Below are 25,640 nucleotides of genomic sequence, written 5' to 3'. Positions count from 1 at the left end.
CAGGCCGTTCACCACAATATGAAGCGCTTGAATGTCCGGCCCGATGGGGTCGATTACCTTTCCGGTTACGCCGCTTCCTTGATCGACGGAAGCTTCGTCACGAGCCGCAGCGAGACTGTCAGCCCTTCGAGCTGGAAATGCGGCCGCAGGAAGAACTTCGCCTGGTAATAGCCAGGGTTGCCCTCGACGTCTTCGACGAGCACTTCAGCCGCAGCGAGCGGCCGACGCGCCTTGGTGTCCTGCGACGAGTTGGCAGGATCTGCATCGACGTAGTGCATGACCCACTCGTTCAGCCAGCGCTGCATGTCCTCGCGCTCCTTGAACGCGCCGATCTTGTCGCGCACGATGCACTTCAGGTAATGCGCGAAACGCGAGCAGGCAAACAGGTACGGCAGGCGAGCCGACAGGTTCGCGTTGGCGGTCGCGTCCGGGTCGTGGTACTCGGCCGGCTTCTGCAACGATTGCGCGCCGATGAAAGTCGCGTGATCGGTGTTCTTGCGATGCACGAGCGGAATGAAGCCGTTCTTCGACAATTCGGCCTCGCGGCGATCCGAGATCGCGATCTCGGTCGGGCATTTCATGTCGACGCCGCCGTCGTCGGTCGGGAACGTATGGCAGGGCAGGCTCTCGACCGTGCCGCCCGACTCGACGCCGCGGATCAGCGAGCACCAGCCATACTGCTTGAACGAGCGGTTGATGTTGACGCCCATCGCATATGCCGCGTTCGCCCAGCCGTAGCGGCTGTGATCCGAGCCGTTGGTGTCCTCTTCGAAATCGAATTCATCGACCGGATTGGTCTTCGCGCCATACGGCAGCCGTGCGAGGAAGCGCGGCATCGTCAGCCCGACATAACGGGCATCTTCGGTATTGCGCAGCGAATTCCACGCCGCATATTCGAGGTTCTGCGTGAAGATCTTCGTCAGATCGCGCGGGTTCGCAAGCTCTTGCCACGACTCCATCTGAAGCACCGACGGACCAGCCCCCGTGATGAACGGCGTGTGAGATGCCGCGGCGACCTTTGCAATCGAACCCAGCAGATCGACGTCAGGCGGCGTATGGTCGAAATAGTAGTCGGCCACCATGCAGCCGTACGGCTCGCCGCCGAGCTGGCCGTACTCCTGCTCATAGATCTGCTTGAAGAGCGGACTTTGATCCCATGCCAGCCCCTTGTAGCGGCGCATCGTGCGGTGCAGCTCGATCTTCGACACGTCCAGGACACGGATCTTGAGATGTTCATCGGTTTCCGTATTCGAAACGAGATGATTCAAGCCGCGCCATGCCGATTCCAGTGCCTGGTAGTCGTCGTGGTGCAGGATCAGGTTGATCTGCTCGGACAACTTGTGGTCGATCTGCGCAATGATCGCCGCGATGCTCTTGTACGCGTCGTCGCTGATGGTCGCAGTTTGCGCAAGCGCCTGCTCGGCGAGCGTCTGGACCGCGGATTCGACCGCTTCGCGCGCTTGGTCGGTCTTCGGACGAAACTCCTTTTCCAGCAGTTGCGTGAAGTCGGATTGAGTGGCCGTCTGTGCTTGCGCGGCCTGTGCGTGTTGCTTCGCCATGGTGGTCATCCTCGATCGGTTCGTCGGTCAGTTGGCTTCGTTCTGGTCGAGGTCGCCCGATTCGTGATGCACGGGCTTCGGCGCAGCGGCCAGCGAATTCAGGAGCGCCGGGTCCTGCAGCAGCTGCGTAACGAGCGCTTCGGCGCCCGACTTGCCGTCCATGTAGGTCTGCAGGTTCGCCAGCTGTGTGCGAGCCTCCAGCAACTGGCGGAGCGGGTCGACCTTGCGCGCGATGGCAGCCGGGGAAAAGTCCTCCATGCTCTCGAAAGTCATGTCGACCATCATCTGGCCGTCACCCGTCAGCGTATTCGGCACGGCAAACGCGACGCGCGGTCGGATGGCCTTCATCCGCTCGTCGAAATTGTCTATATCGATTTCGAGGAAGCGCCGATCGGACACTGCCGGAAGCGGCTCGACCGGATGTTTGCCCGACAAGTCGGCCAGCACGCCCATGACGAAAGGCAGCTCGACTTTCTTCTCCGAGCCGTAAACCTCGACGTCGTACTCGATCTGCACGCGCGGCGCACGATTGCGCGCAATGAATTTCTGCGAACTGCTGGAAGCGGACATGGACAGGTTCTCCTGAACAGTGGGAAGTGGACGGTGCTTAGCCAAGCGATTCGTCCAGGCGAGATGGCGTCGCATCGAAGGTCAGTGCCCGCGCGGGGTCGGCGGCCGATTCGGCAATACCGATAGCGATGCGAGCGAGAGCACCTTTCGACGCGAAGGTATCGAGCCAGAGCGCCGACAGGCGCGGCAGGATGTGTTGTTCGATGAAACTGATCAGGACGCGCGCACCGGTTTCCTGAACGAGACAGCGACCGACGATGTAGCCGACCACCGCATCGTCGAACGTGAGTGCGATATCGTGCGTATCGGCCATGCGTTTCACAACTCGACCGAGGTGTAAGCGAACGATGCGCGCAAGCGCGTCATCCGCCAGCGGCCGGTAAGGCACCACCGTCACGCGACCGACGAAGGCCGCCGGGAAAGTTTTCAGCAGCTCCGGAACGAGCGCCTGCCGCAAGCCGTCGAGGTCCGGTGCGAGCGCAGGATCGGCACACAGGCTCGCGCTCAGATCGGCGCCGACATTGCTCGTCAGCAGGATCGTCGTATTGCGGAAATCGATATGGCGGCCATCGCCGTCTTCCATGTAGCCCTTGTCGAATACCTGGAAGAACATTTCGTGTACGTCGCCGTGGGCCTTTTCGACTTCGTCGAGCAGGACAACCGAATACGGGCGACGACGCACCGCTTCGGTCAGCACACCGCCCTCGCCGTATCCGACGTAGCCGGGCGGCGCCCCTTTCAGCCCCGAAACGGTGTGCGCTTCCTGATATTCGCTCATGTTGATCGTGATCAGGTTTTGTTCCCCACCGTACAGCGCCTCGGCCAGCGCCAGCGCGGTTTCGGTCTTGCCGACGCCCGACGGGCCGGCGAGCAGGAACACGCCGAGCGGCTTTTTCGGATCGGCCAGGCCGGCCCGTGCGGTCTGCACGCGTTCGCCGATCAGGCGCAGCGCGTCCGTCTGGCCGACCACGCGTGCCTCCAGCGTTTCAGACAATCGACGCACCGCCTCGACTTCGTCCGTGACCATGCGACCTGCTGGGATGCCCGTCCAGTCGGATACGATTTCCGCGACGATCGCCGCATCAACCTCCGGAAACACGAGCGGCGCATCGCCTTGCAGCGCCAGCAACGCCTGTTCGAGCTCGCGAAGCTGATCGACCGACACCGGAGCATGCGCCATGTCGCCGCTCATCGTTTCACGTGCAGCAAGCAATGCCTGCGCAGCAGCCGCTTGTTCACGCCAGCGCACCTCGACGGCTGCTTCGTCCGCTGCAAGCGCGGCGATGCGTTCGCGCACACTGTCCCGCGCCTTGTCCACGTCTAGTCCGATCCGTGCCTCCTGCGCGAGTAGCGCCTCTTCCGCGCGAGCGGCCGCCAGCCGTTGACGCACGTCGTCGAGTTCTCGCGGCGTGGCATGCTGAGACAGCGCCACACGTGCGCAAGCGGTATCGAGCAAGCTGATCGCCTTGTCCGGCAACTGGCGCGACGGGATGTACCGGTGAGACAACGTCACCGCACCTCGAATCGCCTCGTCGCGCACCACTATGCCGTGATGCTCAGAAAACGTTTGCACGAGTCCCCGCACCATATCGACGGCCGCAGACTCGGACGGCTCCGCGACTTGGAGGACCTGAAAGCGTCGCGTCAATGCCGGGTCTTTCTCGATATGCCGCTTGTATTCGATCCAGGTCGTCGCACCAATCGTGCGGAGCGTGCCGCGCGCGAGCGCCGGCTTCAGGAGGTTGGCGGCGTCGCCCGTGCCGGCCTGGCCGCCCGCGCCAATCAGCGTATGGATTTCGTCGATGAACAGGATGACCGGCGCTGGCGACTTCGCGGCCGCTTCGAGTAACGCCTTCAGGCGCGCCTCGAATTCCCCCTTCATGCTAGCACCCGCCAGCAACGCGCCGACATCGAGGCTCAGCAAACGCACATCCGCGAGCTTTGGCGGCACGTTGCCCGATGCGATCGCACGCGCGAGCCCCTCCACCACGGCCGTCTTGCCAACCCCGGCTTCGCCGGTCACCAACGGATTGTTTTGTCGACGGCGTAGCAACACATCGATCATCGTGCGAATCTCGAATTCGCGACCGATGACCGGGTCGATCTCGCCGGCGCGAGCACGTGCCGTCAGGTCCGCGCAATATTGATCAAGTGTGTCGCCCTTCGGCGTGACCGGCATCGCACCGGATGCCTCACCAGGCGTGGCAGGCAGATATTCGCTATGGTCATACGGACCGTCGTCCGCTTCCGGCGAACCGGCTATCCAGGCTGGCAGCAAGTCGTCGAAATCATCGACCGGAATTTTGCCGAACGCCGGAGAGATCGCAAGCATGACACGCCGCAGCTCGGGGACGGATATGAGTGCCGCGATCAGCCACGCGCCGCGCACGCGTCGGTCACCGTACTCCAGCGTTGCGAGCACCCAGGCCCGCTCGATCGCCGATTCGATATGCCACGAAAAGTCGTTGATCGAACTTGCGCCGGCCGGCAAGGCGGCCAGCGCCCGCGCGAAATCGCGTTCGAGCCCATCGCGATCGATCGCGGCGTGACGCACGATCCGCTGAAGATCGCCGTCCGGCTGCTGCAGCAACTGGTACAGCCAGTGGACGAGCTCGACGAACGGATTCCCGCGCAGCTTGCAGAAATTCGTCGCCGACTCGATACCTCGGTAAAGCTGAACCCCGAGCTTGCCGAATAGTGCTTGGCGAGAAATGGTCATGTTGATCTTTGTTGTTGGGTGCGATGGCTTCACGCACCACCAGGATCTGTCAGGACTGCTATACAGGCTGTCTTCCGGATGTCCGCGTAAACACCGATACATCGTCCTTTCTTCGATTCGACTCGATCGGCCAATCAAATCGAAGCCGCATTATCAGCATGAGTTACAACTTACGTCAATGCATTCAACCGCAAATATCTCTCAGAAATTCACCCGATCGCCTTTCGACAAATTACCGCCCAAATATACGCAACATCAGATCAACCTTCGATTGGAGCCTCGACCGATCGACCCTCAACTCACTCACACAAGTCTTTGTTATTTTGAGATAAATTCATCTCTCCCAAAGACTCAAGACCGTCAACGAATCAGCGCTTTTATCTCAAAATAATTAGGCCCACATTTATCACTTTATTTTACATTCCTCATTTATCTCTAAAATACATCTCCAATTTCACTCGACCCATTATTTTCATTTCAATAAAAAATCAGCCGGAACTCGTGGTTAAAATGCGGGCTATCTCATCATTGGATAGCCAGATGCGTTTCCTTCGTCTGCCGTGGCGTCGCCAACCGGACGTGTCGCACACGCTGATCGCGCGTGGTAAAGATCATGCGCGGCCCAGCCACACTGCTACTGCCCACCCGACCGTTCCAGCAGGCGAATCATCCGCGTCGTCCTGTGCCGACGGCCTGCTCGATCAGCTAGGCATCGGCGGCAAGGAGCGTATCGCGCGACATTCGGCTCGTTCGCCTCGGGCATCCGTCGACACGTCCGACAATGCCGACGTGCTGATCGATACATTGCACGCCCAGTATTGGCGGGCACTGGCTGGTCCCCACGCTTCCGCTATCGCTGAATGGGTATCAGTCGCCGCGGCGACGGAACCGGCAACGCGCACGACCGCGCTCGATTCGCCGGACTGTCCGGATGCGAATCACGATCGCGATCCGATCGAAGCGCTGCTGTTTGGCAACCGCACGCTCGACGACGTATTCGAGCGACTGGATGAGCACGCGGGCCCCTTGCCGGACGGTGAACCCGTTCCCGAGATCCTGCATCTGTTTGCGCCTCCCGATTTTCGAGCGACGGCCGCGCAACATCCCCCCGCGCTAACACGGCGCGAACACCACGCGTTGACTATCGACAGCCCGCTGTCCGCGCCCGTGCGCAAGGATGAAGATTGACCCGGCTTACCGCTTCCCCCCCGCCCCCTCTCGTTTGGTTGGATGATGCCTCCCTCAGCGAACAAATCGAACGAATCTCCGCACGCGTGCGCGAGCAACCGGCCATCGCGTCCCATCGATGGGCGCTATTCCAGCTGTTGTGCGTCGTGGGCGAATGGGCGCGGGCAATCCAGCAATTGCGGACATGGGCCATGCTCGAACCCGGGCAGACGGCAACCGCCCAGGTCTATCGCGACCTGATCCGCGCCGAATGCTGGCGCAAGCAGGTGGTCGAAGGGCATGAGCGCCCGGGTTTCGTATTCGAGCATCCAGCATGGATCGATGGATTGCTGAATGCACTGCATCTGGCCGCGATGGGACGGATCGAGGTAGCCGATGACGCGCGCGAAGCGGCTTTCGATGCCGCTCTCACCGTCGCGGCGCGCATCCCGCAGGGTCCGGTAGCCTGGATCGTCGATAGCGACTCCCGGTTCGGCCCCGTCTGCGAAATCATCGTGGCCGGGCACTATCGCTGGATTCCGTTCGTCGATCTGGCGTCATGGCGCGTGTCGCCTCCGACGAAGGTCATCGATCTGATTTGGGCACCGTGCACGTTCACACTTGGCGATGGCGCCATCATCCACGGTTTCATGCCGGCTCGATATCCAGGTTCCGAGGCCAGCATCGATGCCGCTCGCATCGGACGCGAAACGTTCTGGCAGGAGCACGGCCGAACCGGCGTCATGGCGCTTGGACAAAAGACCTGGTCAACGGATCGGGGAGACTTCGGACTGTTCGAGCTGACAAACGCGGCGTTCGGCGCAGATATCGGAAACAGCGCCACGGCCGGAGAGCCGATCGATGAGTGAGCGCAGGAAAATGCCGCGGGCCGTGGACTCGCTCTCCGTCCGCACGCCACGGCGCGCCAATACGCACCTGATGCCGACCCTGCTGGACCGGCTGCGTGACGATGCCCCGCACAGAAAGACGGAGGCGCCGGAAGAATACACGGTCACCCGCAAACAGATGCGCGACATCGTGCAGCGCGATCTCGCCTATCTGCTCAATACAACCAGCATCGAGGACCAGATCGATCGGAGTCGCCACCCGCAAGTCGCCGCATCGACCGTGAACTTCGGCGTGCCGCCCCTTGCAGGCGCCTTTATCGCATCGCGTCAATGGAACGACGTCGAGCAGACGATCCGGCGGGCCATTACCCATTTCGAACCGCGGCTGATTCCGGATTCCCTGGTGGTATCGCCCCGCCTCGGCAGCGGCGATGCCGACGAGCATCACAACGTCCTCGCGTTCGAAGTTCGCGGCCTGATTCACATGGATCCGTACCCGCTCGAGTTCATGGTGCAGAGTTCGCTGGATCTCGAAACCAGCGAGATTCGCATCACCGGCATGCGCACGAGTTAAGCGCGGCACGCCACAACGATAACGAGACCGTTCCGATGGACCCGCGACTACTCGACTACTACAACCAGGAACTTATCTACATGCGCGAACTCGCGGCTGAATTCGCGCATGCACACCCGAAGATCGCCCGCCGACTCGGCATGCAGGCTGGCGAAGTGGCAGATCCCTACGTCGAGCGCCTGATCGAATCGTTCAGCTTCATGGCAGCTCGCATGCAGCTCAAGCTCGATGCAGAATTCCCGCGCTTTACCGAACGGTTGCTTGAAGTCGTTTATCCGAACTACGTCGCGCCCACGCCGTCCATTGCGGTCGCACGCCTGCATCCCGGGGGGACGGAAGGCAGCCTCGCGAACGGTTATCGAATTGCGCGTGGCACTGCATTTACTGCCCGCATTCCCGACGGCGAAAGAACGGCGTGCCAATTCACGAGCGGTCAGGACGTGATGCTGTGGCCGCTGACGATCACCGAGGCCCGCTTGACGGGCGTTCCGCCGGACGTCGCCGGCCTCGAGCGCTACGCGCCCCCAGATACGCAGGTGCGGGGCGCACTGCGGCTACGCCTGGCGACGACCGGTGACGTCCGAATCTCCGACCTGAAGGGGCTCGATCGACTTCCGGTCTACCTTGCCGGTGACGAGCAGGTTGCATCGCACCTGTTCGAGTTGTTGCATGCCGGCGCCATCGCATCCGTGATCGGCACGCCCGGCGAGTTCGGCATCCCAGGGCGCCCGCTCGCGGCCGTGACGCGTAACGCAGTGGAACATGAGGGGCTGCGCACCGACCAGAACCTGCTGCCACTCACTTGGACGAAGTTCCATGGGCATAACCTGTTGCACGAATATTTTGCATGCCCGGCCCGATTCTGGTTCTTTGCGCTGAACGGACTCGCAGAAGGGTTCTCGACGGTACACGGGCGGGAAGTCGAGGTCGTCGTGCTGCTCGACCGCTCGCCGGCTCAATTGGCAAACCTCGTCGACGCCTCGCGCTTCGCACTGTTCTGTACGCCCGTCATCAACCTCTTCAGCAAGCATACGGACCGGATCGAGATCACACCGCGAGAAACCGAGTTTCATCTGGTACCGACACGGCTCGCGCCGCTCGATTACGAGGTGTTTTCGGTGGATGCCGTGTACGGCCGCGTGGCCGCGACATCCGACGAACTCACGTTCCGCCCGCTCTACCAAACGCTGAACAACGACGAAGGCAATCACGGCCGTTACTTTTCGGCAAGACGCGAGCGGCGTCTCATATCCGATTCAGCTCGTCGCTACGGTACGCGCACGCCCTACGTCGGCACAGAAGTGTTTCTCTCTCTCGTCGACCAGAACGAAGCGCCTTATCACGAAAGCATCCGCTACCTGTCGGTCGACGCGCTGCTGACAAATCGCGATCTCGCGACGCTCGTGCCGCGCAACGGTATCGACGACCTCGACACGGCCGAATCCGCACCGGTTGAGAGCATCGGCCTCATCCGCCCGCCCAGCCCGCCGCTGCCGCCCTATGCCGAACGTGAAATGGCGTGGCGCCTGATCCGCCAACTCAACTTCAATTATCTGCCGCTCGACGATTTCGACCACCGCGAAGGAGGTCGAGGGCTGCGCGATCTGTTGCGCCTGTACGTCGCCGAGGGCAACGCCGGACAAGGCCGACAAGTCGAAAGCCTCGTCGGCGTGAAGACGCGCCCGGTGACACGCAAGCTGCCGGGGAGCGGTCCGATGACCTTCGGCCGCGGCATCGAATGCACACTGACCGTCGACGAGACGGACTTCTCGGGCATGAGCCCCTATCTGTTCGGTGTGATCCTCGAACATTGGCTTGCGCGGCATGTGTCAATCAACAGCTTTACGCAAACCGAACTGCATTCGATGCAGCGAGGCCAAATCGCACGCTGGCCGGTGCGCACCGGCACACGCGGAGTACTTTGATGAGGCGCACCACACTGCCCGCACTGCTGCACAACAACATGCTGTCGACCGAGCAGTTCGAACGCTTGCAGGCCGAGCCATGGCAGTTCGGTTTTCTGCCGCTGTTGCGTCGCATCGGCGCGAACCCTGCGATCGATCCAATCGGCACTGCACGCCGGCCAGGCTTGGAGCCTTTCCGGTTTGGCCAGCAGCCGAGCCTCGCCTTTGCGCCGCGGGAAGTCGCCAGCGCGGAACAAACGGCGGGACGGTTGAAAGTGCGGCTTTTCAGTCTCGGGATGCTCGGTCCCAATGGTCCGCTACCGATTCACTTCACTGAAATCGCGAAAGATCGCGAAGATAGCCGGCGCGACACGACGACCGTCGATTTTTTCGACATCTTCCATCATCGCTACTTCACGCTCTTCTATCGGGCGTGGGCGTCGGCTCAATCAACCGCCGGACTCGACCGAACTCAAGAAGAGCGATTTTCGTTCTACATCGCAAGCCTCGCGGGACTGGACGTCAGCGAAATTTCCCATCGCCCGCTGCCATCGCATGCGCGCCTCGCCGCCACGGCACATCTCGTACGTGAATCACGCAATCCCGACGGCCTGCGCGCGACGCTCGAACGCTACTTCGGCGTGCCGGTCGAGCTCGAGGAAAACATGTTCCACTGGATCGAAATCGACCCGATCGATCGCGGCCGCATGGGTCGCCCGGGCGCTGCCGCGACGATGGGACAAGGCGCGATGCTCGGACGTGTCGCGCCGGACCGTCAGCACCGCTTTCGAATCATCATCGGCCCGCTCGATCTCGATGCCTATCTGCGCTTCACGCCTCAGGGCGAGGATTTGCCACGGCTCGTCGAATGGGTACGAACGTTCGTCGGCTACGAACTGGAATGGGAACTCGAGTTGCGTATCAAGCCCGAGAGTGCACCGCCGGCGGTAATGGGCGGCCAACAACGCATCGGCTGGTCGGGATGGCTGGGGCGACCGGCCCAGCGCAAACCCATTACTGGAATGCGGTTCGAACCCGAGCGTTACGCGCGCCAGTTCGATCGCCGCCCGACAAACCCTGGAACTGACTGACCATGAGCACGAAGCAATCGGTCGCCCCTGCGAAGCCGAGCCGCCCCTCCGCGCCCGATACCACGCGCGTCGACTGGCTGACGCCGCTGGGCGAGGACGCACCGTGCGGCTCGGATCTCGAGTATGACCACGATTTCGTGATGCTGTTCGCCGACGCAGCGCCACGGCCGGACGTGCAGTACGGCACGTTTGTCGGTTCACCTGATCCGCTCAACTGGAGCGAACTCGAACGCAACTGTCGCCGGCTGATGCTGCGCACGAAGGATATACGTGTCGGGGTACTTTACGCTCGTTGTCGCACACGCCTTGGCGGTGCATCGGGATTGGCGGAAGGAACGGGGTTGCTCGCGGCATGGCTGCAGGAATTTCCCGACAGCATTCACCCGCAGGCAAACACGGATCACGATCGCGATGCCGCATTGGAGATGCGTATGAACGCCCTGCAGGCGCTGTCGGATCCAGACGGGTTGCTGGCCGACGTCCGGGAAATCGTGCTGATGGCGTCGACCGCCACGCGCCTCCAGATGCGGGATGTCGAGCGCGCCTTCGCCTATCCGCGTTCAGCCGATGCGCTTGCACCGGATTCGGTCATTCAGCAGTTGCAGGATCTGCGGATGCAACAACGGGAATTGATGAGTGCGTTCGACGAGTCGATTTCAAATCTTGCCGCGATCAACATGTGGGGGGCGGCACATCTCGACACGTATCTGCCCGACCTTGAGCCATTGATTCGATTGCTGCAACTGTTGAATGTCCCGGCTGCGCATGTCGACGCATCTTTGGACGTCGTCCACGTTTTCGTCGACGACATCGAAAGCCTGGATGCAAACGGTGCGCAGCCCGGTGGAAAATGCGCGGCAATTCCTCAGGGCAGCGAATTTATCTCGGACGCAACCGCATCTAGCGCCGCCCCCCGTCCTGAACCTGTATCGATGGACCGCCAGGCAGCGCTGACATTGATCAATATGGCCCGCCAGTGGTTCGAAACGAACGAACCAAGTAGCCCTATCCCGGTATTACTGAAGCGGGCCGAGCAGCTCGTCGGCAAACGTTACGTCGAGGTTGTCAACGCGATTCCGGGCGAGCTTCTTGCACAATGGGACCAGACGGATAGTCTGGAATAGACGCGCTCGCCGAGATTGATCGATTCTGTCGCGAGCGTTCTCGTCGACCGGGGCCACAGGCTACCGTGTCAGCACAATTGCGATGCTTAGTTAGCCGCGTTTCTCATCTGGTGCGACGTGCCGGCTACCTGCATCACGCCGGCGCCGCATGCGCGCGCACCAGCACGGCAAGCGCTTCCTCCGGGGCCGTCGTCCCATACACCCGCTCCGACACCCCGTCCTCGACGTCGATCTGCCCGGCGTTATGCACGTCGTACAGGTCGACGATCAACTGCGCATGACGTTCGCTGAGCCCGGCGCGCAGCAGCGTCGCGTTCCACGTGTCGCGCGGCAGCTCGCGCGCGACGATCGCGCGCCCCGCCGCCGCACCCAACGTATCCGCGATCGCCGTCACGCTCACCCGCCGCGGCCCTTCGACGCTGACGATGCGCGGCCCGTTGCTGCCTTCCGGCGCATCGAGCAGCAGCCGCGCCGCGACGACGCCCACATCGGGCGCCCAGACCGTCGGAAAGACCTTGCCGACCGGATGGTGGAAGCTCGGCAGCACGCCGGTGCCGAGCGCGACCGGCAGCACGCGCGCCCAGTTTTGCAGATGCTCGGCCGAACGCAGCAGCGTCAGCTGCGTGGGGATCGCCCTCAGCCGTTCCTCGAAGTCATGGAACAGGCGCGTGATACCCGTATTGCCTTCAAGCTCCGCGCCGTAATCGGACAACGCGAGCAGCGCCGGCGGCGGGTTCGAGGCGATTGCAGCGGCCGCCGCATCGATCGTCCGCGTCATCGTCGCGGCCGGATCGGGATCGGCAGCCGGCACCGGGCACAGGATCTGCACGGCCTGCGCGCCGGCGATCGCCGCGGCGATCGCGTTCGCGTCCGTCAGGTCCGCGATCGCGACATCGCAGCCGAGCCGCACGAAACGTTCACGATGGCGCGCGTCGCGCAGCACCGCGCGCACCGAATGGCCGGCGTTGCGCAAGGCTGTCACGGTCGACAGGCCCACGTTGCCGGATGCTCCGAAGATCACGAACACGATCTGCTCCTGAGGGATGAAAGTGTTGTGATTGTCGGCATGCGCCGCTGGGAAGGCGCGCAGGGAGGGATGAATCGAGCAGGAAAGGATGACGGGATACGAGGACGCACACGGATCGTGCAATCCGCCCCGTCAGCTATCGACGCGCAGGCTTCTCGCCTTCCCCACCATCATAAGCAAGCCGCAACCCGCCCCGCGCGCCCGACCGTGCAATCTCCGTCGGCGTCGCGCCCAGCACGCGGTTCATCCAGTTCGCCATGTGGCTCTGGTGTGCAAACCCGGCTTCCAGCGCGATCTGGCTGATGCTGAGCCGGCCTTCGAGCAGCAGCGCCTTCGCGCGCTCCACCCGGCGCCGCACGACGTATTGGTGCACGGGCATCCCGAGCGTTTCGCGGAACAGCACCTTGAAATGCGGCACGCTGATCGACACGAGCGCCGCGAGCTCGGCCAGCGTCATGCGCCGCTCGAGGTTCGCTTCGACATAGTCGATCACGCGCGCGGCCGCTTTCGGCGCAAGCGTGCGCCGGCGTTCGCGGAACGCCGGCTGGCCGTCGACCAGCCGCGCGACGAGCGCCGTGCACAGGCTTTCCGCGTAAAGCGGATCCGACGCGTCTTCCGCTTCGAGTTCGGCGGCCATCGCCCACGCGATGTGCTGCAGCCGCGGGTCGCGCACCTGCAGCCGGCGGCGGATCTGCGCCTGCGACGGCTTCAGTTCGAGCTGCTCGACCGTACGCCGCACGAACGTGTCGCTGAGCGCGATATGCAGGATCCGGCAGTCGGCGCTGTCGGTCCACTGGCCGGGCAGGCCGGCCGGAATCACGTCGACGTCGCCGTGCGCCTGGATGCGCGACACGCGCTCGCCGTCGCACACGCAGTCCGCACGAACCGGCGAACCGATATGCACACCGATCCGGTGATGCTCGGCCGCCGGGATCCGGTACGTGCCCGCGCGGATCTCCAGCAGCGACGCGCCAAAGCCCTGCCAGCCCAGCCCGCGGCTGGAGCGCAGGCTGACCGGAATGCCGTTGTCCGTCGGCGCGGCAAGAATCGGATCGCTCATCGCTTGTCTCCACCAGATCAGGTGACGAACGCGCATTGTGACGCGTTTTGAGCCGGCGTGCCGGGCCTGCGCGCCTGCCGCGGCATCGAGCAGAAAAAGATCATCCGTTTCTGCTCACGACGATCCTTGCGTGCGCGCCGGCGGGCGCCGCGACGCTTACGATCGCCCCATCCGACACCTACGGAGCCCGTCATGCCCTATTCCTGCCCGCTACACGCGTCGTTCATCGCGCGCTCGCCCTCCGCCGCCTGCCCGTCATCCGGCCCCCACTCCCGCACCGGCCGCACCGCCGTCGCCGCGTGGTGCTTGCGCGTCATCGGCTGGTACCGGCTCGAACGGCTGCTCGCGTCGATTCCCGACAGCAACGACGACTTCGGGCTCGTCTGACCGGCCGGCCGCCGTATCGGCCTACTTGCGCCGCCGCTCGTGCAGCGCCACCGTCGCGCCGTCGATCACCGGCGCGCCCTGCTTGATCAGGAAATCGCGGAACAGGCCCGTCACCTGCGAGATCCGCCGGTCGGCGAGCGTGACCACGTACCATTCGCGCTCGATCGGGTTGCCGGGGAACGGCAATTGCCCGAGCAGCCCCGTGCGCAGTTCGAGTGCACACGCGTGCAACGACAGGAACGCGATGCCGAGCCCCGCTTCGGCCATCTGCTTGATGGCCTCGTTGCTCGACAGTTCGGAGCCCACATGGAACCGGTAGCCGGCGTTCTTGAACAGGCTCTCGACGGTCGAGCGCGTGCCCGCGCCGCGCTCGCGCACGAGCAGGTGCGCGGATTCGAGATCCTTCAACGCGACACGCTTGCGCTGCATCAGCGGATGGCCGGGCGCCGCGACGAACACCATCGGATGCTTCGCGAATTCGACCGCATGCGTACGCAGTTCCTTCGGTGCACTACCCATCACCGCGAGATCGATTTCATGCGTCGCGAGCATGCGAATGATGTCGTCGCGGTTGCCGACCTTGAAGTACGTCTTCACGTGCGGACGCGTCGCGGTGAATTTGACGAGCAGCGGCGGGATCAGGTATTCGGCCGTCGTGATCGCGCCGATCCGCAGCGTGCCGCCGAGGTCGCCCGTCAGCGCGGCCACTTCATCGCCGGCCTCGCTCCACAGATGCAGGATCTCGCGCGCATAGCGCGACACGATCTCGCCGGCCGCGGTCAGCTGCACGCCGCGCCCCACCCGCTGCAGCAACGCGGCGCCCACGGCCTCCTCGAGCAGGCGAACCTGCAGCGACACGGCCGGCTGCGTCAGGTTCAGCTCCTCGGCCGCGCGCGACACGCTGCCGAGCCGCGCAATCATGTCCAGCGCCTTCAGCTGCCGGAACGTCGCGGTCTTTCCTATAAGTGAATACATATGAGTCGCTTATAAACATTAAATTGTTCGAGTGGGTTCGAAACTATATCGTCGGTTCTTGAGCAATGTCATCCGAATCGTCATTCAGCGGGAGCCCAACATGGACAACACCACGCCCAACCTTGCAACGGACCGCGCACCGCGCCTGCCGCGCATCGTGATCGTCGGCGGCGGCGCCGGCGGCCTGCAGCTCGCGACGCGCCTCGGCGACACGATCGGACGTCGCGGCCAGGCCGACATCGTGCTCGTCGACCGCTATCCGACGCACTTCTGGAAGCCGCTGCTGCACGAAGCCGCATCGGGCCATCGCGATCCGGCCTCGCACACGATCGAATACGCGGCACAGGCGAAGCGCCACGGCTTTCGCTTCGTGCAGGGCGCGCTGCAGCGGGTCGACCGCGCGACCCGCACAGCGACGATCGCGGCCCTGCACGACGCGGACGGCACCAAAGTCCTGCCGCAGCGCGAACTCGGCTATGACGATCTCGTGCTCGCCGTCGGCAGCGTGACGAACTTCTTCAACGTGCCGGGTGCTGCCCGTCATGCGCTGCCGCTCGAGAACCTCGACCAGGCCGAGGATTTCCGCCGCAAGTTCCTCGCGGCCTGCACGAAGGCGAATCACCTCGCCGAGCAGCAGCCGGCACGGCGCGCGGCGCCGATCTGCATCAACGTGATCGGCGCGGGTGCGACGGGCGTCGAGCTGGCGGCCGCGCTGCGGCACGCGGTCCAGCAACTGACGACGTATCGCTTCAAGGCGCTGGTGTCCGCACGCGACGTGCACATCCGGCTGATCGAAGGCGGCCCGCGCATCCTGCCGGCACTCGACGCGCGGCTGTCCGGCAAGATGCACGCGCAACTGCGCACGCTGAACGTCGACGTGCTGACCGATACGCGTGTGGCGGAAGTCGGCGCGGATGCCGTAACAACCGCGACGGGCGAGCGGCTCGCGAGCGACATCACGATCTGGGCAGCCGGCGTCGCGGGCCCCGCGCTCCTGCGGGACATCGGCGACCTCGCGCTCAACCGCTCGAACCAGGTGATCGTGACCGACACGCTGCAGACGCCCGACGATCCGCACGTCTATGCGTTCGGCGACTGCGCCGCGTGCCCGTCGACCGGTGCGAGCGGGTTCCTGCCGCCGCGCGCGCAAGTCGCGCACCAGCAGGCCGTGTACCTGGTCAATGCATTCGCGCGGCGCATCGCCGGCAAGCCGGTGACCGGCTTCACGTTCCACGATGCGGGCACTGTCGTGTCGCTCGGGCATGCGGGCGCCGTGTACCAGGCGGACATCAGCGTGCGTTCGCGCTCGCTGATCGTCGACGGGCTCGCCGCGATCGGGCTGTACAAGTTCCTGTATCGCAAGCACCTGTTCAGCGTGGTCGGCGTGAAGCGCGCGCTGTTCCAGTCGCTGAGCCACTGGCTGCAAAGCCGCAACCAGCCGTCGATCAAGCTGCACTGATCGACGACGCACGCGCAGCATTGCATGACGGCATATCAGGCGGCCCTCGCTCGATATGCCGTTTTTCTATATGCATATGCCCGATACATTCAGACCGTGCGCCACGCCGGTGCATCACATCGAAGGCCGTCGATGCGACGCAATGTGCGCGGAAAACACCACCAGACACGCATCCCGCGCCCACTCTGGCTCTCACCCGATTCATTAGTCAGATCGTATGAGTCGGATAAAAATATTAATTGGTTGTGTTTTCGGGATCGACGCTAAGGTGTGTGGCATTCCCGTCGGCGAACGGATCATCACGTCTCTGAAGAGGAATCACCGTGGTTATCGAAGCCATCGTCACCCGTCTCGACGCAGCATTCGCACAGATCGAAGCAACACCGGATTCGCGCGAATCGCGCCATCAGCGCGACGCGATCATCCAGTGGCTCGACCGTGCATCGGAAGAAGGATATCGGCTCGGTCTCGTCACGACGCTGCCGGCCGCACGGCTCAGCGACATGTTCGAAGGCCAGTTCGGCCGTGCGAACCTCGACCGCTTCTCGGTCGTCGTCACAGATTCCAATCAAAAGGAATCCGGATCAAATCAGCATCCTTTCGACGTCGCGCTGCAGGCGCTCGGCGTGCCGCCCGAGCGCGCGCTCGCGATCGCGAGCAGCGAGCCGGAGCGCCGCGAAGCCGAGCATTTCGGCCTGTCGCGCTGCGTGAACATCACCGACACCGTGCGCTCGATCGCATCGGCCGATCTGCACTGAGCGCCGGCACACCGGCCGGCGGCAGCCGGCCAGCGTCGATCCGACGGCAATCACGTAGCGGAGATCGTGATTCCGTTCGCGTCGATCATGAACCTGAAGGTCGGGCCGCCACCGACGGCTCGAGCAGCATGACCTCAATCCGCTCCTTGCCCTTCCCGGTGTTCTTGCGCTTGAGCGTCAGCATGCCGATCTCGCCGGTCGTCGCCGGATGCGTGCCGCCGCACGCCATCGTCGCAAAGCCGTCGACCGTCCAGAAGCGGCGTTGCGCGACGACATCGCTGAAGTCGGTCACGATGGGCAGGTCGCGCTTCGACAGCTCGGCCGCTGCCGATTCGATCTCCGGAAACAGCGGCGACAGGCTCGTGCCGCTCGCGAAGTCGATGCGTGCCTTGTCCTGCGCGATATGCGCGCCGATGCGCTCGATACCGGGCCTGAGCGGTAGACCAGTTGCAGCACCATTTCGGCCGCGAAGTGCAGGCGCATCAGCCGGTAACGGCGCGCCCAGTCGATGCGCCAGGTCACCGGATCCCCGGCGCGCAGCGCGTGGTCATGCGGAAGCGTATAGACGATGTCGAGGCCCAGCTTCTCGGCCTGGATGACGGGATAGTCGCCCAGCGACCCCGCATCGCTTTCCTGGCCGCCTGAAAACGCGAAGAAGATGGTCGCGTCCACTCTTACGCGATCGCCGTCGACGTGCGTGACGACGGTATCCAGCGTGGTCCGGTAGGGATCGTCCCAGAATACTTTCCTTGTCATCGCCCGCCGCGCCTTTCGTCGAGGAAAACGCCCAGCCTAGCCCGAACGCGTCCGGGCGGCTTGTACGATCTTGCGCCCGGATGCCGTCGCGTCCTCGCCCGGCGCGATGCGCGGCACCGTGGCGTCGCCCTCGCCCTGTCGCTCGACGCTCCATGTATGGATCGGCCGATGCCCCGGCCGCTCCCACTCGGGCGGCATCCACAGGTGTTTCAAACGCTGCAGCACCGGCCCGGGTGCGAACACGTCGCGCCACATGTCGACGAATTCGTGCACGTTCAGCACCAGGAAGTTGTACGAACGAATCTGCTGCGTGATTCCGTAGTCGACCGGTTCCGTTTCCTCGACATACGTACCGAACATCCGGTCGAAAATGATCAGCACGCCGCCGTAATTCCTGTCGATATAACGCGGATTGCGGCTGTGATGCGCGCGATGGTTCGACGGTGTGTCGAACACGTACTCGAACCAGCGCGGCAGCCGCCCGATCGCTTCGGTATGCACGAAGTACTGGTACGCGAGATCGACCGCGAGCAGGAACAGCACGACGGCAGGCGGAATGCCGAGCCACACGGGCGGCAGGTAGAACACGAACACGCCGACGAATGCATTCAGCAGCGACTGCCGCATCGCCGTCGTGAAGTTCATCACTTCGCCGCTGTGATGCGGCACATGCGCAGCCCAGAACCAGCGCACGCGGTGCGAAGTGCGATGAAACCAGTAGTAGCAGAATTCGACGAGGACGAAGATCGGCACGATCGTGCAGCCGTTCACCGGCACGTCGAACAGCCGGTGCCGGTAGACCCACGCGAAGATCGCGCCCGTGAACAGAAGCCCCATCACGGTCTCGGCCACCTGATAACCGGCGCCGAGCGACAGGTTCGCGACGATCTCCTTCCAGCGAAACGGCTCACGGCGCCCGCGCCCGGTCATCACCGCGTATTCGATCGCGAACGCGATCAGGAATACGGGCGTCATGCCGATCAGCAGCACCTGCTTCCAGTCCACGTCGTTACCCAGGAACGCATGGAGCCACGTCATCAACTCGGTCGGCATGTCGGCAGTCTCGATCAGGAACTGCCGGGCAGTATGGTCGCGCACGGGTCGGCCCGCGTTGACACTTGCCGACGATTACTTGACACTTTCCGCCATGCCCGCCGCTTCTCCGCTCGCGACTCAGCGCGTCTACTACTCGAGCACCTACGTGCGGCTGCTGTTCGACTATCTGTCCGAGCACGGCCAGGATGCTGTCCGCGTGCTCGGCGAGGCGCGGCCGCCCGAGGACGATCGCGGCCTGACGCTGTATGCAAGCGCGCATTGGCGCGGGCTGCTCGAACGCGCGGTCCGTGCGCTCGACGATCCGCTGCTCGGCCTGCACGTGGGCCAGCGGATCACGCCCGCGCATCTCGGTGCGCTCGGCTATGCGCTGCATGCATGCCGCGACGCCGGTGCCGCGCTCGCGCGCTGGCAGCAATACGAACACCTGATCGCGAACGTCGCGCGCATGGAAGTGCGGGTCGAGGCGACGTCGGTCGCGATCGAATGGCACGATGCGCCCGAGCCGCTCGGCCCGCTCGTCGACGAAGTCGCGCTGACCGCGATCGTCCAGTTCGCGCGCAACATCACCGGCACGCGCAACGGGCCCGACGAAGTCTGCTTCGTGCATCCGTCGCCCGGCGACGCGCAGCCGTACGTCGATTACTTCGGCTGCCCGGTGCGGTTCGGCCAGCCGGTGAACCGGCTCGCCTTTCCGTTGCGCCTGCTCACGCAGCCGCTGCAACAGCCGGACGACGCACTGCGGTACATGATGGAACGCCAGGCGAGCGCGCTGCTCGCCGAACTGCGGCAGACCGATGACCTCGAACAGTCGGTGCGCGAAGCCGTCGCGCGCCTGCTGACGCAAGGCGAAGCCAGCATCGAGCAGATCGCGTCGGAACTGCATGTGTCGTCGCGCACGCTGCATCGCCGGCTGGCCGAACTCGGGCTGAACTACCGGTTCCTGCGCGAAGACACGCGGCGACGGCTCGCGATCGATCACCTGAACGATCCGCGGCTGACGCTGGCGGAAGTCGCCTGGCTGCTCGGCTATTCGGAACACAGCGCATTCACGCGCGCGTTCCGGCGCTGGACCGGCGAATCGCCGCAGCAGTGGCGCAGCCGGCAGCCGGCGCGGCCGGCCAGCGTCGCGCGCGCCTGACGAACTCGCGCCGGCCCGCGCGGTCGAACGGGCATCGCCGGAGAATCCTCATGAAACGCGTTGCCACTGCTGCTGTCCTGACCCTGCTTGCCGCCGTCAGCTTGCCGGCAATCGCCGGCGCACCGTCCGGCGCCACCGCGCCGGCTCCCGTCCAGGCACATGGGAAAAACTGTGTCCCGTCGCGAGAGGCTGCGCAGAACGCCCGCTCGCCGTCGAAGGCCCCGCCGATCCGCGTCTGCGTCGGCGATTCCGATACGCAACTGAACCTGCCGTGGTTCCTGACCGATGTCCTCACCGCGGTCGATACGCACCAGTCGCCCGGCGCCCTGCTTCATCAGATGCGCAACGATTTCTGAATCGCGGCCGCGCCGACCGACGCCCCTGCATCGTTCGTTCCACGTCAAGCCTCTTCAGCGGCAGCCCATTCTTTCGCAATCCTTTCGGAAATGCGCGCCGGCGACACGTCGTCTGAAAACGGCATGTCGCGACAATGTTTCGTTTTGAGACACAATCACAAAACTGCACCAATTTTTAATCAATAATATTTCGTAATAGCGCGCCGCATCTTATACTTGCCGCGCACCATCCTCGTGCCAAGAGACGGTGTCTTTCGACCCGGCCGCACGACCCTGCGGTCGGGGTTTTTTTCGGTGTGCTACGTCAATATAGATGTGCGGAAGGCACATGTTATCGACGCGCGCCGCCGGACTGCATGACCGATCGCGACGGAGCTGTGGCCGAGGCCCATCACGATCGTTGACCCGGTTTGCATCGCGATATCGATGCGCAAGCCGGATCGCCCGAACCGGGCATGACGCGTGCGCGCCGCACGCGCACCCCATCGGTTCGACTTGCCTCTCCATGCGTACAACATCAAAGGCAACGCGGGAATGCCGGCGCTCATACCAGGCTCGAAGTCCGTTTTCCAGCGCAGCGGCGCGTGGCCGCGGGCCGTCTTTTTCATCGCCGTAATCGTTTGCGTGCTCGTGCCTGCCGGCGCGATCGTGCTTGCCGATCGCTACGCCCGCGATGCCGTCACCATGCAGGAACGTGTCGCCGCGAACGACATCGTGGCCACGGTGGACCGCATCCTCGACGGCGCTCGCATGCGGCATGCGGACGAGCTGACCGCACTCGTCGGGCGCCCCTGCGCGACGATATTCCGGACGCTCGCCGAAGTGAGCACTCGCCTGCGCTACCTGCGCGCCGTCGCGCTGGTGAACGATGGCCGCGTCATGTGCTCGTCGGCGCTCGGTGCGATCGATCTGCCGCTCGACGCGTACACGCGTGAGCCCGAACCGGGCTCGACGATCGTCACGCTGCTGCGCCAGACGCCGTTTCAGCACGGTATCCCGGTGCTGGCCATGTATCGCGCCACCGCGCATGGCGCGGGTGTCCTGTACCTGATCGAAGGCGACTACGTGGTCGACGCGCTCGCACCGAGCGTCCGCAACGGGACGGAAACCGCCACGCTGTCGATCGCCGGATCGGGCCGTCTCGACGAGCAAGGAAAGTTCACGCCGGAATCGCGCGCAGGCCCCGCCGGCGGCACCTCGATTGCATCGCAACGCTGGCCGTTCACGGTGTCGGTCGTCGAGTCGGCTCAGTACGCTTCGCACGTCCAGGGCCACTACCGGTTGATCGCCGTGACGATCGTGCTGCTGGCCGACGGCCTCGTGATGGCCGCCTACCTGCTGGCGATGGCGCCGCGGCGGCTGTTGCTGAAAGCCGTTCGCCACGGACTCAGGCACAACGAGTTTCATGTCGTGTACCAGCCGATCGTCGATGTGCAGACGCGCAGGACCGTGGGTGTCGAGGCGCTGCTGCGCTGGCAGCATCCGAAGTGGGGGGCCATCAGCCCGGCCGTGTTCATCCCGCAGGTGGAAGCGAGCACGGTGCTGCCGAAGGTGACCGAATTCGTGCTGCGAACGGCCGTATCCGAACTGGCCGCGCTGACGCCGTCCGCGCCGCTGCGCATTGCGGTGAACGTCGCGCCGCAGGATCTCGAGCGTGCGCGGTTCGTGGCCGTCGTCGAGGAGGCGATCCACGCGCTGCCGCCCGGCTTCACGCTGGTGCTCGAAGTCACCGAACGCATCCTGCTCGAAAAGAATGCGCGGACCACCGAAATATTCCACGCACTCCGATCGAAAGGCGCGAAGTTCGCGATCGACGATTTCGGCACGCATCACAGCAATCTCGACATGCTGTCGCGCTTCCCGTTCGACTACGTGAAGATCGATCGGCAGTTCGTCGCGCAGTTGAACGGCGGCGGCGCAAGGCTGATCGAGGGAATCGCGGCCCTCGCGCATCACTACGACCTGAAGATCATCGCGGAAGGCGTGGAAACGGAAGCGCAGCATCGCGCGCTGCACGCGGTCGGGATTCAGTATGCGCAGGGCTATCTGTATCGGCGGCCGCAGCGCGCGGAGAACCTGAAACGCGATTTCGCGTGGGCGTCGGCGTAGCGGTATCGCGCCCGGCGCTTACGGCCGGCGGTCATTGCGCGCCGTACTGACCGCCGAGCCGCACGCGGCTCAGCTCGACCCAGCCTTCGAAGTCGTCGCCGGTCTTGCCGTTCACGTACATGATGTTGTACCAGCGCCCGTGCGACTTGTAGACGGTCACCGAATCGCCCGGCACGATGAAGGTCCGCTTCGTCATGCACTGCGCGTCGGGTGCCGAGTAGAAATACGCTCGCCCTGTGCCGATGACCGTGCCGGACGCCGGCGGCCGGAAGTTGTCGTCCGGGCCGCTCGTGGCGGCATTGAGCTGCCCGCAATCCACCGTGCTTTTTGCCTGCGCGCCGTTCGTGCCCAGGCTCGCGCAGATCGCCAGCATCGCGATGCACGCGCGCATCGACATTTTCATCCCCATGGTTCGTCCTTCACGTAGTCGTGTTCGAGGTTCGCCGGTTCGCGGCCGGCGCGGCACCGATTGTAGCGCCGCATGCGGCACGCTCAATCGTGCACGATCGCTGCCGCCTCGATACCCGTCGCCTCCTGACGATGCCCGAGCCGCGCGGAAATCGCCCGACCGGCCTCCTTTAGCAGAGCGACGTAATGCGCTTTCGTGTCCGCGCCGCAACGCATCGTCGGGAACGACAGCGACAGCCCCGCGATCACGCGATCGAAACGGTCGAACACGGGCACCGCGAGACACAGCAGGCCGTCTTCCTGTTCCTCGTTGTCCTCGCCGTAGCCCTGCTGCCGCACGTGCGGCAGGATGCTCATCACCGCGTCCGCCGACGCGAGCGTCTTCGCCGTCGACTTCCTGAACTCGATGCCGGCCAGCACCGCGCGCGCTTCGTCGGGCGTCATCCATGCGAGCAGCACCTTGCCGATCGCCGTGCTGTACAGCGGATTGCGCCGGCCGATCCGCGACTGCATGCGCAGCCCGTAATCGGCGTCGATCTTGTGGATGTAGATGATCGCGTCCTCGTCGAACGCGCCGAGGTGCACGGCTTCGCGCGTCAGTTGCCCGATGCGGCGCATCTCGAGATCGGCCTCGCGCACGAGGTCCACGCTTTCCAGCGCCTTGCTGCCCAGCTCGAACAGCCGGATCGTGAGCCGGTAGCGGTCGGTCTCGCCCTCCTGCGCAACGTAGCCGAGCGTCTTCAGCGTCTGCAGGAAACGATGAACCGTGGTCTTCGACATGCCGAGATGCTGCGACAGTTCGCTGATGCCGATCTCGCGGCGATCGCCGAGCGCGGCGAGGATCGTGAAGACCTTGCCGACGGCCGCGACCGAATCGGCCTTTTCGGCGGCCCCTGCCGCCGAAGCGTCGGCTTCGGCCCCCTGGTTCGCCTGATCGCCTTTGCGCTGCCTGGGCGTTGCTGTCATGTCCGTGAATCCGTAAGTGCGAAGCGGGAGAGCATAACGCGTCGGCTACGCGGCACGGCCAGCGCGCGAGCCGGATTTCCATGGGGAAGGGGTACGCCGCCGACACCGTCGCCACCGATCACCCCGATGAAGATTGAAGCACACATCCTCAAAATTCGGAACGTCGATCCGGATTTGTTATCTAGCGGCAACGATCGATAGATTCCTGTCGTTTCAATGCCGTCGTGGATTACGGGTATACGACCATCATTGGAATTCACAAAAACGGACCACCGTTCCGAATATTCTCCTATAGTCAGTCAGCAGACATCATTCGACAACGGGACGCATCGACGTCCACGGAGGAGACGTGAAGCTGAAACAGGCCATCGACCGCATTCCGGGCGGGCTCATGCTGGTCCCGATGCTGCTCGGCGCGTGCGTGCACACGTTCGCACCGAACGCCGGGAAGTACTTCGGCTCGTTCACCAACGGGCTGATCGCGGGCACCGTGCCGATCCTCGCCGTGTGGTTCTTCTGCATGGGTGCGACGATCAACCTGCGCGCGACCGGTGTCGTGCTGCGCAAGTCGGGTACGCTGCTCGCGACGAAGATCGTGGTCGCGTGGCTCGCGACCCTGATCGCCGCGCAGTTCATCCCCGACGACGGCATCCGCACGGGCCTCTTCGCGGGCCTGTCGCTGCTCGCGATCACGACGTCGATGGACATGACCAATGGCGGCCTCTATGCGGCCGTGATGCAGCAGTACGGCAGCAAGGAAGAAGCCGGCGCGTTCGTGCTGATGTCGATCGAATCGGGGCCGCTCGTCAGTATGCTGATCCTCGGCGCGGCCGGTGTCGCGGTGTTCGAGACGCGGCTGTTCGTCGGCGCAGTGCTGCCGTTCATGATCGGCTTCACGCTCGGCAACCTCGATGAGGATTTGCGCGAGCTGTTCGGGCGCTGCGTGCATCCGCTGATCCCGTTCTTCGGCTTCGCGCTCGGCAACGGCATCGATCTGAACGTGATCGCGAAGAGCGGGCTGCCGGGCATCGCGCTCGGGCTCGCGGTGATCGTCGTGACGGGGGTGCCGCTGATTCTCGCGGACAAGTTTTTCGGCGGCGGCAACGGGACTGCCGGGCTCGCCGCGTCGTCGACGGCCGGCGCCGCGGTCGCGAACCCGGCGATCATCGGCGAGATGATTCCGAAGTTCAAGCCGATGGTGCCGGCCGCGACGGCGATCGTCGCGACGGCCTGCCTCGTGACGGCGATTCTCGTGCCGATTTTGACGGCGATGTGGGCGAAGCGGGCGGCTAAAGCGTCAGGCGTACCGGTGAGGGTGGCAGTACCGACGGGGCGTGGTGGGGCGATCGAACATGAGGGGCATGTGTGACGAGACCGGTGCGGGTTCGTACGCACCATCGCGACGAATCGCCACCCGCCTCACCCCTGAATGCTGAGCGCCTTCTCCAGCGCGGCGATCAGCTTGAACGCATCGTCCCGCCCGATCAGAAAACCGCGGCTGGTGTACTCGCACCCGAACGCATAGAAGCTCGGCAGCAGTGTCACCATGTCTTTCTGCCGATCGAGATCGACTTCGCATTTCGTCAACGGGAAGAACGGGGGCGCCTCGGCCGGCATGTTGTACACGAT

The 25,640-nt window shown here is 64.1% G+C and carries 25 protein-coding genes and 1 pseudogene; 13 read left to right on the top strand and 13 right to left on the bottom strand.

Features of this window, described 5'->3' with window-relative positions; genetic code table 11:
• Positions 1–65: 65 nt before the first annotated feature.
• From tssC to tssH, 3 genes are read right to left on the bottom strand one after another with little or no spacing between them, the layout of a single operon-like run.
• Positions 66–1,559, bottom strand: a complete 1,494-nt coding sequence (tssC, locus tag DIE03_RS22995; protein WP_124454338.1) for a type VI secretion system contractile sheath large subunit — start codon at positions 1,557–1,559, stop codon at positions 66–68.
• 27 nt (positions 1,560–1,586) lie between these two features.
• On the bottom strand, positions 1,587–2,129 hold the full coding sequence (gene tssB, locus DIE03_RS22990; RefSeq protein WP_124454484.1) for a type VI secretion system contractile sheath small subunit: 543 nt from the start codon (positions 2,127–2,129) through the stop codon (positions 1,587–1,589).
• Positions 2,130–2,166: 37 nt separating this feature from the next.
• Complete coding sequence (tssH, locus tag DIE03_RS22985) at positions 2,167–4,848, bottom strand: type VI secretion system ATPase TssH (RefSeq protein WP_124454336.1); 2,682 nt, start codon at positions 4,846–4,848, stop codon at positions 2,167–2,169.
• Between the two features lie 540 nt (positions 4,849–5,388).
• Here tssH and DIE03_RS22980 point away from each other — a divergent pair.
• The 6 genes from DIE03_RS22980 to DIE03_RS22955 are packed head-to-tail and all read left to right on the top strand — an operon-like array spanning position 5,389 to position 11,556.
• On the top strand, positions 5,389–6,036 hold the full coding sequence (locus tag DIE03_RS22980) for a TagK domain-containing protein (RefSeq protein WP_260434939.1): 648 nt from the start codon (positions 5,389–5,391) through the stop codon (positions 6,034–6,036).
• On the top strand, positions 6,033–6,884 hold the full coding sequence (locus tag DIE03_RS22975; RefSeq protein WP_124454332.1) for a type VI secretion system accessory protein TagJ: 852 nt from the start codon (positions 6,033–6,035) through the stop codon (positions 6,882–6,884). Before DIE03_RS22980 ends, DIE03_RS22975 begins: the two co-directional genes overlap by 4 nt.
• Positions 6,877–7,437, top strand: a complete 561-nt coding sequence (gene tssE, locus DIE03_RS22970) for a type VI secretion system baseplate subunit TssE (RefSeq protein ID WP_124454330.1) — start codon at positions 6,877–6,879, stop codon at positions 7,435–7,437. The genes DIE03_RS22975 and tssE overlap by 8 nt, the downstream gene beginning before the upstream one ends.
• Positions 7,438–7,472: 35 nt before the next feature.
• Positions 7,473–9,362, top strand: coding sequence for a type VI secretion system baseplate subunit TssF (gene tssF, locus DIE03_RS22965; protein ID WP_124454328.1), 1,890 nt, complete (start codon positions 7,473–7,475; stop codon positions 9,360–9,362).
• Positions 9,362–10,432, top strand: coding sequence for a type VI secretion system baseplate subunit TssG (gene tssG, locus DIE03_RS22960; RefSeq protein ID WP_124454326.1), 1,071 nt, complete (start codon positions 9,362–9,364; stop codon positions 10,430–10,432). The genes tssF and tssG overlap by 1 nt, the downstream gene beginning before the upstream one ends.
• A 2-nt stretch (positions 10,433–10,434) precedes the next feature.
• Positions 10,435–11,556, top strand: a complete 1,122-nt coding sequence (locus tag DIE03_RS22955; protein WP_124454325.1) for an ImpA family type VI secretion system protein — start codon at positions 10,435–10,437, stop codon at positions 11,554–11,556.
• Positions 11,557–11,689: 133 nt separating this feature from the next.
• On the opposite strand, the gene DIE03_RS22950 is transcribed toward DIE03_RS22955, so the two are convergent.
• The 3 genes from DIE03_RS22950 to DIE03_RS38380 all read right to left on the bottom strand — a co-directional run bounded on the left by DIE03_RS22950 (position 11,690) and on the right by DIE03_RS38380 (position 13,837).
• On the bottom strand, positions 11,690–12,583 hold the full coding sequence (locus DIE03_RS22950) for an NAD(P)H-binding protein (RefSeq protein WP_124454323.1): 894 nt from the start codon (positions 12,581–12,583) through the stop codon (positions 11,690–11,692).
• A gap of 136 nt (positions 12,584–12,719) precedes the next feature.
• Positions 12,720–13,643 (bottom strand): AraC family transcriptional regulator, encoded by a 924-nt coding sequence (locus DIE03_RS22945; RefSeq protein ID WP_124454321.1) that lies wholly within the window; start codon positions 13,641–13,643, stop codon positions 12,720–12,722.
• Between the two features lie 17 nt (positions 13,644–13,660).
• Complete coding sequence (locus tag DIE03_RS38380; protein WP_185658202.1) at positions 13,661–13,837, bottom strand: hypothetical protein; 177 nt, start codon at positions 13,835–13,837, stop codon at positions 13,661–13,663.
• Here DIE03_RS38380 and DIE03_RS22940 point away from each other — a divergent pair.
• Positions 13,836–14,030, top strand: a complete 195-nt coding sequence (locus tag DIE03_RS22940; RefSeq protein ID WP_185658201.1) for a hypothetical protein — start codon at positions 13,836–13,838, stop codon at positions 14,028–14,030. The two genes, DIE03_RS38380 and DIE03_RS22940, sit on opposite strands and share 2 nt — an antisense overlap.
• 21 nt (positions 14,031–14,051) lie before the next feature.
• Here DIE03_RS22940 and DIE03_RS22935 read toward each other — a convergent pair whose 3' ends face one another.
• Positions 14,052–15,005, bottom strand: coding sequence for a LysR family transcriptional regulator (locus DIE03_RS22935; protein WP_124454319.1), 954 nt, complete (start codon positions 15,003–15,005; stop codon positions 14,052–14,054).
• A 100-nt stretch (positions 15,006–15,105) separates the two neighbouring features.
• Here DIE03_RS22935 and DIE03_RS22930 point away from each other — a divergent pair, with 100 nt between their 5' ends.
• Complete coding sequence (locus DIE03_RS22930; protein WP_124454317.1) at positions 15,106–16,464, top strand: NAD(P)/FAD-dependent oxidoreductase; 1,359 nt, start codon at positions 15,106–15,108, stop codon at positions 16,462–16,464.
• 323 nt (positions 16,465–16,787) lie between these two features.
• Positions 16,788–17,222, top strand: a complete 435-nt coding sequence (locus DIE03_RS22925; protein WP_124454315.1) for a phosphatase — start codon at positions 16,788–16,790, stop codon at positions 17,220–17,222.
• An 85-nt stretch (positions 17,223–17,307) separates the two neighbouring features.
• On the opposite strand, the pseudogene DIE03_RS22920 reads toward DIE03_RS22925, so the two are convergent.
• Positions 17,308–17,978 (bottom strand): annotated as a pseudogene (locus DIE03_RS22920) (alanyl-tRNA editing protein).
• 36 nt (positions 17,979–18,014) lie between these two features.
• Positions 18,015–19,031: a sterol desaturase family protein gene (locus DIE03_RS22915; protein WP_124454480.1), complete on the bottom strand. Its 1,017-nt coding sequence runs from the start codon at positions 19,029–19,031 to the stop codon at positions 18,015–18,017.
• 94 nt (positions 19,032–19,125) lie between these two features.
• Between DIE03_RS22915 and DIE03_RS22910 the strand changes: the two genes are divergently transcribed.
• Together DIE03_RS22910 and DIE03_RS22905 are read left to right on the top strand one after the other, a co-directional pair.
• A complete protein-coding gene (locus tag DIE03_RS22910; RefSeq protein ID WP_124454314.1) occupies positions 19,126–20,172 on the top strand; it encodes an AraC family transcriptional regulator in 1,047 nt (348 codons plus the stop codon).
• Positions 20,173–20,222: 50 nt separating this feature from the next.
• Positions 20,223–20,528 carry a hypothetical protein gene (locus DIE03_RS22905; protein WP_124454312.1) on the top strand — a complete coding sequence of 102 codons (306 nt, stop codon included), beginning with the start codon at positions 20,223–20,225 and terminating at the stop codon, positions 20,526–20,528.
• A 299-nt stretch (positions 20,529–20,827) separates the two neighbouring features.
• Here DIE03_RS22905 and DIE03_RS38375 read toward each other — a convergent pair whose 3' ends face one another.
• Positions 20,828–21,136, bottom strand: coding sequence for a hypothetical protein (locus DIE03_RS38375; protein WP_185658207.1), 309 nt, complete (start codon positions 21,134–21,136; stop codon positions 20,828–20,830).
• 16 nt (positions 21,137–21,152) lie between these two features.
• On the opposite strand from DIE03_RS38375, the gene DIE03_RS22900 reads away from it, so the two are divergent.
• Entirely contained in the window at positions 21,153–22,637 is a 1,485-nt protein-coding gene (locus DIE03_RS22900; RefSeq protein WP_260434938.1) for an EAL domain-containing protein, read from the top strand.
• A 31-nt stretch (positions 22,638–22,668) separates the two neighbouring features.
• On the opposite strand, the gene DIE03_RS22895 is transcribed toward DIE03_RS22900, so the two are convergent.
• Both DIE03_RS22895 and kdgR read right to left on the bottom strand, forming a co-directional pair.
• Positions 22,669–23,040: an SH3 domain-containing protein gene (locus DIE03_RS22895; protein ID WP_124454308.1), complete on the bottom strand. Its 372-nt coding sequence runs from the start codon at positions 23,038–23,040 to the stop codon at positions 22,669–22,671.
• Between the two features lie 89 nt (positions 23,041–23,129).
• Positions 23,130–24,011 carry a DNA-binding transcriptional regulator KdgR gene (gene kdgR, locus DIE03_RS22890; protein ID WP_124454306.1) on the bottom strand — a complete coding sequence of 294 codons (882 nt, stop codon included), beginning with the start codon at positions 24,009–24,011 and terminating at the stop codon, positions 23,130–23,132.
• A 349-nt stretch (positions 24,012–24,360) separates the two neighbouring features.
• On the opposite strand from kdgR, the gene kdgT reads away from it, so the two are divergent.
• The gene (kdgT, locus tag DIE03_RS22885; RefSeq protein WP_124454304.1) at positions 24,361–25,380 is read left to right on the top strand and encodes a 2-keto-3-deoxygluconate transporter; all 1,020 of its coding nucleotides are present in this window, start codon (positions 24,361–24,363) and stop codon (positions 25,378–25,380) included.
• 50 nt (positions 25,381–25,430) lie between these two features.
• On the opposite strand, the gene DIE03_RS22880 is transcribed toward kdgT, so the two are convergent.
• A complete protein-coding gene (locus DIE03_RS22880) occupies positions 25,431–25,637 on the bottom strand; it encodes a hypothetical protein (RefSeq protein ID WP_124454302.1) in 207 nt (68 codons plus the stop codon).
• Between the last annotated feature and the right edge of the window lie 3 nt (positions 25,638–25,640).

This window comes from Burkholderia sp. Bp8992 (assembly GCF_003853705.1).
Classification (GTDB): Bacteria; Pseudomonadota; Gammaproteobacteria; order Burkholderiales; family Burkholderiaceae; genus Burkholderia.
Note: the sequence above shows the minus strand (reverse complement) of the source record. Positions and strands in the feature narration are given on the sequence as shown.

What these genes read in the sequence shown, in the direction of transcription:
- tssC (WP_124454338.1), bottom strand. Translation starts at nt 1,559, where the DNA reads ATGGCGAAGCAACACGCACAGGCCGCGCAAGCACAGACGGCCACTCAA.
- tssB (WP_124454484.1), bottom strand. Translation starts at nt 2,129, where the DNA reads ATGTCCGCTTCCAGCAGTTCGCAGAAATTCATTGCGCGCAATCGTGCG.
- tssH (WP_124454336.1), bottom strand. Translation starts at nt 4,848, where the DNA reads ATGACCATTTCTCGCCAAGCACTATTCGGCAAGCTCGGGGTTCAGCTT.
- DIE03_RS22980 (WP_260434939.1), top strand. Translation starts at nt 5,389, where the DNA reads ATGCGTTTCCTTCGTCTGCCGTGGCGTCGCCAACCGGACGTGTCGCAC.
- tssE (WP_124454330.1), top strand. Translation starts at nt 6,877, where the DNA reads ATGAGTGAGCGCAGGAAAATGCCGCGGGCCGTGGACTCGCTCTCCGTC.
- tssF (WP_124454328.1), top strand. Translation starts at nt 7,473, where the DNA reads ATGGACCCGCGACTACTCGACTACTACAACCAGGAACTTATCTACATG.
- tssG (WP_124454326.1), top strand. Translation starts at nt 9,362, where the DNA reads ATGAGGCGCACCACACTGCCCGCACTGCTGCACAACAACATGCTGTCG.
- DIE03_RS22955 (WP_124454325.1), top strand. Translation starts at nt 10,435, where the DNA reads ATGAGCACGAAGCAATCGGTCGCCCCTGCGAAGCCGAGCCGCCCCTCC.
- DIE03_RS22945 (WP_124454321.1), bottom strand. Translation starts at nt 13,643, where the DNA reads ATGAGCGATCCGATTCTTGCCGCGCCGACGGACAACGGCATTCCGGTC.
- DIE03_RS22940 (WP_185658201.1), top strand. Translation starts at nt 13,836, where the DNA reads ATGCCCTATTCCTGCCCGCTACACGCGTCGTTCATCGCGCGCTCGCCC.
- DIE03_RS38380 (WP_185658202.1), bottom strand. Translation starts at nt 13,837, where the DNA reads ATGACGGGCTCCGTAGGTGTCGGATGGGGCGATCGTAAGCGTCGCGGC.
- DIE03_RS22935 (WP_124454319.1), bottom strand. Translation starts at nt 15,005, where the DNA reads ATGTATTCACTTATAGGAAAGACCGCGACGTTCCGGCAGCTGAAGGCG.
- DIE03_RS22930 (WP_124454317.1), top strand. Translation starts at nt 15,106, where the DNA reads ATGGACAACACCACGCCCAACCTTGCAACGGACCGCGCACCGCGCCTG.
- DIE03_RS22915 (WP_124454480.1), bottom strand. Translation starts at nt 19,031, where the DNA reads ATGCCGACCGAGTTGATGACGTGGCTCCATGCGTTCCTGGGTAACGAC.
- DIE03_RS22910 (WP_124454314.1), top strand. Translation starts at nt 19,126, where the DNA reads ATGCCCGCCGCTTCTCCGCTCGCGACTCAGCGCGTCTACTACTCGAGC.
- DIE03_RS22905 (WP_124454312.1), top strand. Translation starts at nt 20,223, where the DNA reads ATGAAACGCGTTGCCACTGCTGCTGTCCTGACCCTGCTTGCCGCCGTC.
- DIE03_RS38375 (WP_185658207.1), bottom strand. Translation starts at nt 21,136, where the DNA reads ATGAAAAAGACGGCCCGCGGCCACGCGCCGCTGCGCTGGAAAACGGAC.
- DIE03_RS22895 (WP_124454308.1), bottom strand. Translation starts at nt 23,040, where the DNA reads ATGAAAATGTCGATGCGCGCGTGCATCGCGATGCTGGCGATCTGCGCG.
- kdgR (WP_124454306.1), bottom strand. Translation starts at nt 24,011, where the DNA reads ATGACAGCAACGCCCAGGCAGCGCAAAGGCGATCAGGCGAACCAGGGG.